The organism is Paenibacillus sp. FSL P2-0089, from assembly GCF_038595095.1.
GTDB classification, from domain to species: Bacteria; Bacillota; Bacilli; order Paenibacillales; family Paenibacillaceae; genus Paenibacillus_AQ; species Paenibacillus_AQ silagei.
The window spans coordinates 3,983,511-3,995,262 of the sequence record NZ_CP152006.1 but is presented as its reverse complement, the minus strand read 5'-3'; the positions used below and the strand labels follow the sequence as shown (position 1 = coordinate 3,995,262).

Here is an 11,752-nt window from a genome sequence, read left to right as displayed (position 1 = left end):
AACCGGCCAGAAGGGGCTTTGCCCCGACTTTTCGGAACCTCCCGTTACCGGGAGGTTTTTTGCTGCAAAAGATGCTTTTGCAGCAAAAACAGAGTAGAATTCTTGTCATAAGAACAGACAAGATCACAAAAAATAATGAAGACATCAGAGCGAGAGAGAGGAGGGGCATAATGGAAATCTATTTTCTCGGAACGAATGCCGGGGTGCCGACGCTGCAGCGCAATGTGACGTCGGTTGCACTCCGGCTGCTTGAAGAACGGCGAACCTTCTGGATGTTCGACTGCGGGGAAGGGACACAGCATCAGGTTCTGCGCTCGCCGCTGCGGCTGGGCAAGCTGGAGAAGCTATTTATCACCCATCTGCACGGTGATCATCTGTTTGGCCTGCCCGGACTCATCTCCAGCAGGGGCTACCAGGGCGGGACTTCACCGCTTACGGTGTACGGACCTCCCGGGCTCAAGGCATATCTGGACATATCGCTGTCTGTCAGCCAGTCCCGCATTCCTTATAAGCTGGAGATTGTGGAGCACAGCGGCGGGCTGATTTTTGAGGATGAGACCTTCAAGGTGGAAGCAGGACTGCTGGAGCACCGGATTGACAGCTATGGCTACCGGGTTACGGAGAAGGACAGTCCGGGTAACCTGAATACGGAGCTGCTGAAGAGCTATGGACTGAAGCCGGGACCGCTATATGGCCGGTTAAAAAAAGGCGAGGATATCACGACTGATGAAGGCGTGCTGATCCGGGCGGCCGAGGTGATTCATGCACCCAAGCGCGGACGTATCGTAGTTATTCTGGGAGATACCCGGCCTTGTGCGGGCTCATTGCCGCTGGCGCAGGATGCCGATCTGATTATTCATGAGGCGACATTTGCCCATGGCCTAGCAGAAATGGCTCATCAATATCATCACAGCACTGCACAGCAGGCTGCGGAGCTGGCAAGGGATGCAGGCGGGGCTGAGCTGATCTTGACCCACTTCAGCTCGCGTTACACTTCGCAGGAGGAGCTCGCTCCGCTGCTGAAGGAAGCGCAGGAGATCTTCCCGAATACGCTGCTGGCAGAGGAATTCTGCACCTTCCCGGTCTACCGGAGAACCCCGGGAAATGACGCTGCGGACTGAATTATTTTCCGGGAAAGCGCAGGAAATGACAGGGCTATGCCAAAAATAGCCGGGCGCTGCAGGAGTTCGCTAGCGTTCGACGAAGAACGTTAAATTTAAAGTAAAAGCTGAGGATTAAGCGTACGAAGCAGTAGAGAAAATGCCGAAACGAAGCGGCTAAAAATAGCAGGCAGGCGGGCAATAAATCCATTCACAGCGTGCTTCCCGGAGAAGCCGCCGCTGCTCTGAAATATAATTCATAGGGTTAATAATAAATGAGATGAACCAACGAGTTCGAATCGACAGGAGGAGTTATGAACAATATCGGAGGCTTGTTAATTGATCTGGATGGCACCTTGTATCATGGCGGCAGAATGATTCCCGGGGCCCAGCGGCTGATATCAGCGCTTCGTGCGGCGGAGATTCCGTTCCTGTATGTGACGAATAACTCTTCAAGAACACCGGCGAGTGTAGCTGCACATTTGCGCGGAATGGGCATTGAAGCCAGGCCCGAGGAGGTCTGCACTTCATCGCTGGCTGCCGCCCGTTACATTGCCGGAGAATCTCCGGGAGCATCCGTGGCGATACTTGGAGAAGAGGGGCTGGTGGAAGCCTGCACAGAGGCAGGGCTAACCCTGGTCTCCGAGCATCCGCAGTATGTCGTGCAGGGGATCGACCGTTCTTTTACATATGAAGCACTGGCCAGCGCCTCGCGTTGGATTCGTGAAGGAGCCAGATTCGTCCTGACCAATCCCGACCTGATGCTTCCCTCCGATGACGGAGTGATGCCCGGTGCAGGTACGATAGGAGCAGCTATTGAAGCAGCCAGCGGAGTGGCGCCCGTGGTCATCGGCAAGCCCGAGACGCACCTGGTGACATATGCGACATCTCTGCTCGGTATCAAGCCGGAGGATGCGGTGATGGTGGGTGACAATATGAGAACGGATATCTTGGCGGGTGCCAATGCAGGCTGCCGGACTGTACTGGTGCTTACGGGACTTACCACCTGGGATAATCTGGAGCATTACCAGCAGCTGACCGGAGTCAAGCCTGATGAAATTTGTGCTGATTTAGCTGAACTTATGGTACTGCTCGGTGTATAATGACAAAGGTGACCATTTGACCATCCAAGAAGGGAAGATGACAATATGCCGGAATTGCCGGAAATGGAGAATTACAGAAAGCTGCTTAGCCAGCATCTAATAAACGTACCCATTACAGGGGTAACCGTAAATAGAGAAAAGACTATCAATATGGAGACTGAAGAATTCGTGAAGGGACTGGTCGGTGCCCGAATTGTATTCGTGGAACGCCGCGCCAAGCATATCCTCTTCCATCTGCATGACGGCCGTAGACTGCTGCTGCATCTGATGCTGGGCGGACTACTGTTCTATGGTACAGAGGAAGAACGTCCTGACCGTACTACACAGGTTGAGCTTGCGTTCGGTGAGCATATCCTCTACTTCATGGGACTGCGTTTGGGCTATCTCCATCTGCTGTCTGTCAAGGAGGGTGAAGCGGCAATGGGGAAGCTTGGACCCGAGCTGCTGGACCGCCGGATGACGGCCGAACGCTTCGCCGGACTGCTCAAGGGACGGCGCGGCGCGTTGAAGAGTCTGCTGGTTAACCAGCATGTTATGGCCGGAATCGGCAACTGCTATGCTGACGAGATTGCTTATGAAGCCCGTCTGCTACCATCTACGCTTGTTCAGAATCTGTCACCGGAAGCGGTGACCCGGCTGTACGACAGCGTGCGTAAGGTGTTAACGGATGCCACTGAAATCGGCGGGTATATGGAAATGCCGTTCATGACCGGCGACACCGTGACCGGTTCTTATAATGATGCCTGTAAAGTGTATGACCGTGAAGGCGAGCCTTGCCTGCGCGGCGGGGGAACCATAGTGAAGACAGAGCTGTCCGGACGCAAGGTATTCTATTGCCCGGATTGCCAGCATGACGCATAGCCCCTTCATAGGGGCGCATGTCAGCATACGCGGCGGGTACGGGCAGGCTGCCCGGTCCGCCAGGGAGAGCGGGGCTACATGTTTTCAGTATTTTCCGAAGAATCCGCGCAGTCTGAAGCTGAAGCCGGTAGACTACCGCGATGCAAGCAGCTGCGCAGAATACTGCCGGGAGCAGGGGATGGCTTCCATTGCCCACACCCCGTATCCGACGAATCTGGCTGCTGGCCCGGGCGACAGAGAGGTGATGATTGCCTCCCTGCGCAACGATCTGGAGATTGCCGAGGCGTGCGGATCGGTGGGCATTGTGGTGCATTTCGGTCATTTTGCCGGGATGGAGCCGTTACAGGGTTATCAAAAAATTATACAATGTATGAACGAGGTGCTGGCAGACTGGACCGGACGAACCAAGCTGCTGCTTGAGAATATGGCAGGGAATCATGGGTATGAAGGCATGACGCCCGAAGAGCTGGTTAAGGTCCGTGAGCTGTGCCGCTACCCGGAGAAGATCGGCTTTTGCTTCGATACCTGCCATGCTTTCGCTGCAGGCATCTGGAATCCGGAGCAGACGGACGAGCTTATCGTACGCGGTGAGAAGCTGGGGTACTGGGCGAATCTGGCGGCTGTGCATTTGAATGACTCCCGGTTCCCCTACGGCTCAAGGCGGGACAGACATGCTGGAATCGGTAGCGGATACATCGGGGGTGCGGCGCTAAGCCAGCTTGTGAAGATGGAGTTCCTGGCTGATAAAGTAATCGTTATGGAAACAGAAAAGGGACCGGATGGCACGCACAGAGCGGAGATTGCTGCTGTGAGGACCTGGTTTGAGGCGGGGGAGGATTGAAGATGAACGAAATGAATCAGCCGGAGCTGCTGGAGCTGCTGGCCACGAAGGGCGAGCCGCTTGTCCTGTTCCTGCATACCCCGCTATGCGGAACCTGCAAGGCAGCCCGGCGGATGATTGAGGTGGCGGAGCATCTGCTTCCGCCTGGCCTTTTAATTGCGGAGGGGAATGTCAATATGCTCCCTGATCTGGTGAACACCTATCAAATCTCAAGTGTGCCCGCTCTGCTGGCCGTATCTGCTGACCGTAGCGCTGAACCGGACATCATCTATTCCATTCACTCTGTTGAACGGGTGCTGGCATACATAAGGAGAGTGACATTATAATGATATCTTTACAACATCTGTCCCTGCGCAGGGAGGAGAGCCTGATTCTTGACGATGTATCCCTTACTATGAAGCAGGGGGAGAACTGGGTCATTCTCGGGCGTAACGGCTCCGGCAAAACCACCCTGCTGGAAATGATGACCGGCTACCTGTTCCCCAGCAAGGGCTCTGTTGAAGTGCTGGGGTACAAGTACGGTCAATGTGATCTGCGCGAGGTGCGCAAGCGAATCGGTTATATCGGTCCGTCCCTGATGGAAAAGCTCTCGCTGACCGACCCGGTCTGGGAGGTTGTAGCTACTGGTGCCTATGCGTATTTACGCTTCTACCAGGACATTCCGCAAAGTGTGAAGGACCGGTCGCTTAAGCTGCTGGAGGAGATGAACCTCGGCGAACTGGCTTATCATCCGTTCGGGTTGTTATCCCAGGGGGAGCGTAAGAAGGCTATGCTGGCCCGCTGCCTGATCGCAGAGCCTAAGCTGCTTATTATGGACGAGCCTTGCGCCGGTCTTGATTTATATGAACGGGAGAAAATGCTTGCCGAGATCGACAAGCTGCGGCAGCATAACGTTGGAGTGGTGTATGTCACCCATCATGTGGAGGAGATTGTTCCGCTTTTCACTCACGTGGCGCTGATTCGTGACGGGAAGCTGGCAGGAGCCGGTCCCAAGGAAGAGGTTCTGACGCAGGAGATGCTGATGGCTACCTATGATCTTCCGGTCAAGGTTGAATGGGATAACGGACGTCCCTGGATAAAAATAAGTTCTGGAGGCCAAGCAATTTGAACGATGCTACGGAAGACAAGATCATTTCAAGATATATCTGCACGGCGAATCATGGCTTCGCCCCCTATGCACAGGAGGAGCTTAGACGCCTGTTCGGAGCGGTGAAAAGCACCTTGCTGCTGCCGGGAGAAATCTTCCTGGCCACGCTTGAGGCGGAGCCGGAGGAGGTAGTGCAGCGGCTGGCACAGAACCTGCCGGTCTTCTTGCGCCACATCCAGCCTGTTGATTTCCAGGACACCGGCGATCTGCCGGCTCTGGAACGGCTGGCGGTATACTTAAGCCGGCGTTCGGAGCTGCAAGGCGAGAAGGTATCGCTGCATGTCCGTAAAGGCTCGTCCTCCTTCTGGGAGCAGAGTCCGGGTGAGCTGCGCGAGTGGCTGCAAGGCAGGCTTGACAGCCTGGATGCCGAGTTCACCGTGCAGGAGCCCGCTTGGGTGATCTCCGTCTATGCGGACGGTGACGCGCTGTATGCCGGGGTATCCCGGCCGGAGGCGAACCTGTCCAGCTGGAATGGCGGCATGATCCGCTTCCGCAAGGAGGACGGACAGATCTCACGGGCCAAATTCAAGCTGATGGAAGCGGAGAAGGAATTCGCCATTCCGTTCTACAGCTTCAAGAATGCGGTCGATATCGGCGCTTCTCCGGGCGGCTGGACTTCGTTCCTGCTGGAGCGCGGTCTCAAGGTTACCGCTGTTGATCCGGCGCTGATGCACGAATCCTTACGTAAGAATCCGGCACTCAAGATTCTGCGCAAAAATGCCGGAGAGGTCAAATTCCGTGAGAACGAATTCGATCTGCTGGTCTGCGATATGAGCTGGAGCCCCAAGCTGATGGCGAAGCTGGTCACTGAACTGCTGCATAGCCTGACACCGGGCGGCAGCGCGATTGTTACCGTGAAGCTGATGCACAAGAAGCCAATGGCGGTGATCAAGGAGATCATCACCATGTTTGAAGGCCAGCGGATGCAGGTCCAGCGTGCGAAGCAGCTGTTCCACAACCGGGACGAGATTACACTTTATATGATTAAGTATTAATTCATATTTGCAGGATTATGGGAAAGCATCCCGCAGTCTGCACCTCCGGCTTCTTGCCGGTTCCGGTGCGGGCAGTGGGGGCTTTTTTTTGCGTTATACAACATTCTATATGAACAGGCGGGGAAGAGATGGAATTCACAGGAAAGCTAAGTCCCGGACAGATTCTGGGAGAGCGTTATTATGTAACCGGGCTGATAGGAACAGGCGGAATGAGCCGGGTATATCTCGCGGAGGATGTACGGCTGCCGGGTATGCTGCGGGCCATTAAAGAGAGCGTCATCCGGGAGGGGAGTTATGGTGCGGGCGCCATTCAGGCGGAAGCGGAGCTGTTAATCTCGCTACGTCATCCGCTGCTCCCGCAGATTGCGGATTTCTTTCCGCCAGACGCTGACGGCTACACCTACCTGGTGATGGATTATATTGAGGGCATCACCCTGAATCAATATATGGCAGAGCAGCCCGCTGCAATGACGGGGGAGCGAATCCTCAGCTATGCGCGGCAGCTGCTGGAGGTGCTGCATTATTTGCACAGCCATGAGCCACCGATCGTCTACCGGGATCTCAAGCCTTCGAATATCATGCTGACTGGAGAGCATGAGCTGAAGGTCATTGACTTCGGGATTGCGCGCAGGATGAGGAGCGGCTCCGGTGAGGACACCGAGAAGCTTGGAACTGCCGGATTCGCGGCCCCGGAGCAATTCGGCGGCGGGCAGAGCAGCCCGGTGTCGGACCTGTACGGGCTTGGTGCGCTGCTGCTGTATATGGCTTCCCGCAGGGAGTTCAGCGCCTGGCAGCCCGGGATGGAGCGGAAGCTGCAGGGCCATCTCCCGGACCGGATGATTCCGGTCATACGGCGGCTGCTGCGGTATCACCCGGAGGAACGCTATGGCAGTGCTGAGGAGGTAAGGGCGGCTCTCCAGCAGCTGGAGATTGGCGGTGCGGGGGAAGCCAGACATGAGCGGACGTACATACGCAAGGCTGCTGATGACAAGCAATCGCAGTCCTCTACTGTGGTGGTGGCCGTATTAGGGGTGTCCCCCGGGATTGGGACCACGCATACCTCGCTTGCTGTCAGCCGCTGCCTGTCACCCGAAGGAAGGACGGCATGGGTAGATTGTAATCCCTGTTCGCAGGTATTTAACCGCATGAAGGAAATGGCGGGAGGTCCTGAAATAAGCGGTGTTCAGGGAACACAGGAGCAGCCGTTCACCTGGATGGGGGTAGACTACTGGAAGCTTCCCCCTTCGGAGGGACTCCCGCACCTGCCGGATCAAGCCTATGCTTATATCGTCCTGGATCTTGGAACCGGCGGCGGGGAGGGGGCGCTGGAGGTGTTCACCGGCAGCAGCTTCCCCTTGTTAATCGCCTCCGGTGCGGATTGGCGGCTGGAGGATACCCTGCACTGGCTGCGCCGCAGAGGTCTGATTCCCCGGCCGGAATGGCGGATATGTCTGCCGCTGGCCGGGGAGCCTACCGTATCACTGCTGGCTTCCCTGCTTGAACCTGCCAGCGTATACAGCCTGCCGCTTCAGCAGGACCCTTTTCAGAGTAAAGGGAAGCTGGTTCAGGCCATTAGGGGGTTGATTGGACCGCTTAAGGGTGCACGTTTTCCTGCAAAGAATATTAGATTGTTTCAGAAAAAGAGCTGAACGCTCAGAGTTTTTTGACAGTTTTTCAGAAATCGGGCTTTATTTCTATTTCAGTGCAGGGTGCAGGTGTGCTAGAATGGAGCGATATCTATAATTATTGAACCTCTTGGTATTTACAATATAGAATGGAGCTTGCAGAGAATTTATGAGTTTACTTAGTGTAGAAGACGTTTCCCATAATTTCGGGGACCGGGTGTTGTTCAAGGATGTGTCCTTCCGTCTGCTGGATGGAGAGCATGTGGGAATCGTGGGTGCGAACGGCGTGGGCAAATCGACGCTGATGAATATTTTGACCGGCAAATTATTGAAGGACAACGGTAAGGTGGAATGGACGCCGCGGGTCCGTTACGGATATCTGGATCAGCATACCCTGCTTACCGCCGGTAAAACCGTGCGCGATGTGCTTAAAGATGCCTTCCTGCCGCTGCTGGAGCTGGAGCATGAAATGCTGGCGATTACCGATAAAATGGGGGAGGCGACGCCCGAGGAGCTGGACCTGCTGCTTGAGCAGATGGGCGACATTCAGGAGCAGCTCGATATCGGCGACTTTTACCTCATCGATGTGAAGGTTGAAGAGATGGCGAACGGACTGGGCCTGACGGCGATCGGTCTGGACCGGGATGTCACTTCCCTGAGCGGGGGACAGCGGACCAAGGTTCTGCTGGCGAAGCTGCTGCTGGAGAAACCGAATGTACTGCTGCTCGATGAGCCTACCAACTATCTCGATGTGGAGCATATTGACTGGCTGACGAATTATCTGAAGCAATATCCGTATGCGTTCATGCTGATCTCCCATGATACGGAATTCATGAACAAAGTGGTCGATGTGATCTATCATCTGGAGTTCTCGAAGCTGACCCGCTATACGGCCAATTACGAGAAGTTCCTGGAGATGGCGGGGATGAACAAGGCCCAGCATATTGATGCGTACGAAAAGCAGCAGGATTTCATCAAAAAACAGGAGGACTTCATTCAGCGCAATAAAGCGCGTGCCTCCACCTCAGGCCGGGCCAAGAGCCGCGAGAAGCAGCTTGGACGGATGGAGCGGATTGACAAGCCGGAAGAGGCGATGAAGCCTACGTTCCAGTTCAAGGAGAGCCGGGCCAGCGGAAAGACGGTGTTCGAGGGCGTTGATTTCGAGATCGGGTATGACCGTCCGCTACTGCCAAGTAAGCTGAATATGATGATTGAACGCGGTGAAAAGATTGCGATTGTCGGCTACAACGGGGTCGGCAAATCGACGCTGCTCAAAACGATCCTGGGTGTCATCCCTACGTACAGCGGAAAAACCTACCTTGGTGATTATCTGAGTTCTGCCTATTTCCAGCAGGAGCTGAAGGCGGAGAATATCACGCCGATTGAAGACGTATGGAATGAATTCTCCGGTCTGACCCAGAATGAAGTGCGTGGCCATCTGGCCCGCTGCGGTCTCAAAAACGAGCATATCACCCGTCCGATGAACATGCTGAGCGGCGGCGAGCAGGCTAAGGTCCGCCTGTGCAAGCTGATGATGCGTGAGAGCAACTGGATTCTGTTCGATGAGCCTACGAATCACCTTGATATTGTAGCCAAGGCTGAGCTTAAGCGGGCGCTTATGGAATACAAGGGAACGATTCTGCTGGTGTCTCATGAACCGGAATTTTACGAGGATTGGGTGACGAAGGTCTGGAATGTGGAGCAGTGGTCCGCGCAGACCGTATACTAATGGAGTCCGGGAAAAGTGGAGGTTTGCGCTTTTCCCGGTTTTTTACCAAAAACCTACGTACATAGGGGGCTGTTCAGAGATGGGTCCTAATCAAAACACGCCGCTTCCTGCTTCTTTGGCCGGCAGGGACGGCAGATATTCAAGACAGGTCCGCTTCGCGCCGTTCGGCGCAGCAGGACAACAGGGGCTGGCACGTTCGTGTGTGCTGGTCGTTGGCATGGGGGCACTGGGAACAGGCATCGCCGAGACATTGGCCCGCTGCGGGGTAGGGCGGCTTATCCTTGTTGACCGTGACTATGTGGAATGGAGCAACCTGCAGCGCCAGCAGTTGTATACGGAAGAAGACGCCCGTGTGCGGACGCCCAAGGCGGCTGCAGCCCGTACCCGGCTGATGGCGGTCAATTCGGAGATTGTGATTGAAGCCCATGTGCTCGATGTGCGTGCAGAGGAGCTGGAGAGTCTGCTTCCCGGCGTAGATCTGATTATGGACGGGACCGATAACTTCGATACCCGGCTGATCATTAACGACCTGGCGCAAAAGCACGGCATCCCCTGGATCTACGGAGCCTGTGTCGGAAGTTACGGCATTACGTATACGATTCTGCCGGGTGAAACCCCCTGTCTGAATTGTCTGCTGGGCACTATCCCGATCGGTGGGGATACCTGCGACACGGCGGGCATTCTTCCGCAAGCGGTGCAGATGGTTACCACGAATGGAACGGCTGAGGCGCTGAAGCTGCTCGGCGGATTCAAGGACAAGCTGCGCGGCAAGCTGCTCACCTTCGATATCTGGCGTAATGAGCAGCAGGAGATTGGGGTTCAGATGGCGAAGAAGTCGGACTGTCCCTCATGCGGTGAATCACGGAACTATCCGTATCTGTCAGCCTCTAACACAGAGCGCAGTGATGTGCTGTGCGGCAGGGATACGGTGCAGATCCGTCCGGCACACCGCAGAAGTCTAGATCTGGAGGAGACAGCTGCCCGCTTGTCCAGGCTGAATAGCGGCAAGGTGGAGAGCAATCCGTATCTGGTTTCTTTTACAGAGGAGCCGTACCGGATGGTTGTGTTCGCAGACGGGAGAGCCTTAATACATGGAACCAGTGATATCGCTGCCGCCCGCAGCTATTATCACCGGTATTTCGGATAATGGAGGAGAAGCGCAATGAACAAGGGAACCATCCGTCATATGGCTGTATTTACACTGAAATCCGCCCCGGATTCGGAGGAGACCAGAGCTTTTCTGCGGGATGGAGCTGAGATTCTTAGCGCTATTCCGGTGGTGGAGAATTTCGAGGTGCTGCGTCAGGTCAGCGCCAAATGTGAGCACCAGTTCGGCTTCTCGATGGAGTTCGCCGATCAGGCGGCTTATGATGCCTACAATAATCATCCGGCGCATCAGGCTTTTGTGGCAGAGCGCTGGGACACCCAGGTGGCCGCATTCCAGGAGATCGATTTCGTACTATAATTATTGCCGCAAAGAGACCATTCCCCCGAATGGTCTCTTTGTTTTGCGGGAATTCTAGGTATCATCTGCGGCGGCACAGCCGGTGCAAGACTGGTACAGGGGGACTATCCCGGTGAATGAAAAGATAGCATGGTATATACCCGGTCCGCGCCCGGATAGCCTTGAAGCTGATTCAGACAGAGAGGATAGGGCTGCCGGCCATATCGGGCTTGAGGAGGCCATCCATAGCCTTGGTATAAGAACAGCAATAAGCGAAGACCTGGATAGTCTTCGCTTATTGCTCTCAGGCGGTGAGCCTGTGCTTCTGCTCGCGGAGCTGGAGGAACCCGGAGGCTGGGCGGGCTGGGAAGCTGTCTCGGAGGCGCGGAAGGAGGGGATGGTTCTGCCGGTGATGGTCATATCCGGAGGGGCGCCTGGAGTGAAAGGGGAAGCGGCTGTCTCCGTATTCGATGCCGGAGGCAACGAATACATGGAGAAGCCTGTACATACCGGTGAGTTCAAACACAGAATATTGAATCTGCTTAAGCTGACAGGCCGCCGTAGAGATGCGGCCTCGCTGCTTAAGGTGGACGGATTGCTCCTCGATCGCGGACGCCGGCAGGTCATCCGGGATGGAGCCGAGCTGAAGATGACCCCCAAGGAATTCGACCTGCTGTATTATCTGGCAGAGAATCTGGGTGAAGTCTGTCCCCGTGCTGAAATATTGCAGCAGGTATGGGGGTATCATTTTCAAGCGGATACCAATGTGGTGGATGTGTACATCCGGCATCTGCGACTGAAGGTGGATAAAGGCCGCCGGAATAAACTGATTCATACGGTGCGTGGAACCGGATATGTACTGCGGACACCGGAGAGCGGGGCCACAAGCTGACGGCCGCTGCAAGCA

At 55.4% G+C, this 11,752-nt stretch carries 12 protein-coding genes; all 12 read left to right on the top strand.

Features of this window, described 5'->3' with window-relative positions; all coding sequences use genetic code 11:
- The first annotated feature begins 170 nt into the window (after positions 1 to 170).
- The 12 genes from rnz (at position 171) to NST69_RS16460 (ending at position 11,737) form a co-directional block, all read left to right on the top strand.
- Complete coding sequence (gene rnz / locus NST69_RS16515; protein WP_076079343.1) at positions 171 to 1,121, top strand: ribonuclease Z; 951 nt, start codon at positions 171 to 173, stop codon at positions 1,119 to 1,121.
- A 293-nt stretch (positions 1,122 to 1,414) separates the two neighbouring features.
- Positions 1,415 to 2,203, top strand: a complete 789-nt coding sequence (locus NST69_RS16510; RefSeq protein WP_342546247.1) for a TIGR01457 family HAD-type hydrolase — start codon at positions 1,415 to 1,417, stop codon at positions 2,201 to 2,203.
- Between the two features lie 45 nt (positions 2,204 to 2,248).
- Complete coding sequence (locus NST69_RS16505) at positions 2,249 to 3,064, top strand: DNA-formamidopyrimidine glycosylase family protein (protein ID WP_036726428.1); 816 nt, start codon at positions 2,249 to 2,251, stop codon at positions 3,062 to 3,064.
- Positions 3,054 to 3,905: a deoxyribonuclease IV gene (locus NST69_RS16500; RefSeq protein ID WP_036726429.1), complete on the top strand. Its 852-nt coding sequence runs from the start codon at positions 3,054 to 3,056 to the stop codon at positions 3,903 to 3,905. Before NST69_RS16505 ends, NST69_RS16500 begins: the two co-directional genes overlap by 11 nt.
- A 2-nt stretch (positions 3,906 to 3,907) precedes the next feature.
- The gene (locus NST69_RS16495; RefSeq protein WP_342546246.1) at positions 3,908 to 4,231 is read left to right on the top strand and encodes a thioredoxin family protein; all 324 of its coding nucleotides are present in this window, start codon (positions 3,908 to 3,910) and stop codon (positions 4,229 to 4,231) included.
- On the top strand, positions 4,231 to 5,013 hold the full coding sequence (locus tag NST69_RS16490) for an ATP-binding cassette domain-containing protein (RefSeq protein WP_342546245.1): 783 nt from the start codon (positions 4,231 to 4,233) through the stop codon (positions 5,011 to 5,013). Before NST69_RS16495 ends, NST69_RS16490 begins: the two co-directional genes overlap by 1 nt.
- Entirely contained in the window at positions 5,010 to 6,047 is a 1,038-nt protein-coding gene (locus tag NST69_RS16485; protein WP_342546244.1) for an SAM-dependent methyltransferase, read from the top strand. Before NST69_RS16490 ends, NST69_RS16485 begins: the two co-directional genes overlap by 4 nt.
- 128 nt (positions 6,048 to 6,175) lie before the next feature.
- Positions 6,176 to 7,696, top strand: a complete 1,521-nt coding sequence (locus NST69_RS16480; RefSeq protein WP_342546242.1) for a serine/threonine-protein kinase — start codon at positions 6,176 to 6,178, stop codon at positions 7,694 to 7,696.
- A 145-nt stretch (positions 7,697 to 7,841) separates the two neighbouring features.
- A complete protein-coding gene (locus NST69_RS16475; protein ID WP_036726437.1) occupies positions 7,842 to 9,401 on the top strand; it encodes an ABC-F family ATP-binding cassette domain-containing protein in 1,560 nt (519 codons plus the stop codon).
- A 79-nt stretch (positions 9,402 to 9,480) separates the two neighbouring features.
- Positions 9,481 to 10,548, top strand: coding sequence for a ThiF family adenylyltransferase (locus NST69_RS16470; protein ID WP_342546239.1), 1,068 nt, complete (start codon positions 9,481 to 9,483; stop codon positions 10,546 to 10,548).
- A 15-nt stretch (positions 10,549 to 10,563) separates the two neighbouring features.
- Positions 10,564 to 10,866 (top strand): Dabb family protein, encoded by a 303-nt coding sequence (locus NST69_RS16465; RefSeq protein WP_036726439.1) that lies wholly within the window; start codon positions 10,564 to 10,566, stop codon positions 10,864 to 10,866.
- A 112-nt stretch (positions 10,867 to 10,978) separates the two neighbouring features.
- Positions 10,979 to 11,737, top strand: a complete 759-nt coding sequence (locus NST69_RS16460; RefSeq protein WP_339309998.1) for a winged helix-turn-helix domain-containing protein — start codon at positions 10,979 to 10,981, stop codon at positions 11,735 to 11,737.
- Positions 11,738 to 11,752 lie beyond the last annotated feature (15 nt).

Coding starts and splice junctions, on each gene's coding strand:
- NST69_RS16470 (WP_342546239.1), top strand. CDS start 9,481: ATGGGTCCTAATCAAAACACGCCGCTTCCTGCTTCTTTGGCCGGCAGG.
- NST69_RS16505 (WP_036726428.1), top strand. CDS start 2,249: ATGCCGGAATTGCCGGAAATGGAGAATTACAGAAAGCTGCTTAGCCAG.
- NST69_RS16465 (WP_036726439.1), top strand. CDS start 10,564: ATGAACAAGGGAACCATCCGTCATATGGCTGTATTTACACTGAAATCC.
- NST69_RS16475 (WP_036726437.1), top strand. CDS start 7,842: ATGAGTTTACTTAGTGTAGAAGACGTTTCCCATAATTTCGGGGACCGG.
- NST69_RS16510 (WP_342546247.1), top strand. CDS start 1,415: ATGAACAATATCGGAGGCTTGTTAATTGATCTGGATGGCACCTTGTAT.
- NST69_RS16480 (WP_342546242.1), top strand. CDS start 6,176: ATGGAATTCACAGGAAAGCTAAGTCCCGGACAGATTCTGGGAGAGCGT.
- NST69_RS16495 (WP_342546246.1), top strand. CDS start 3,908: ATGAACGAAATGAATCAGCCGGAGCTGCTGGAGCTGCTGGCCACGAAG.
- rnz (WP_076079343.1), top strand. CDS start 171: ATGGAAATCTATTTTCTCGGAACGAATGCCGGGGTGCCGACGCTGCAG.
- NST69_RS16500 (WP_036726429.1), top strand. CDS start 3,054: ATGACGCATAGCCCCTTCATAGGGGCGCATGTCAGCATACGCGGCGGG.
- NST69_RS16490 (WP_342546245.1), top strand. CDS start 4,231: ATGATATCTTTACAACATCTGTCCCTGCGCAGGGAGGAGAGCCTGATT.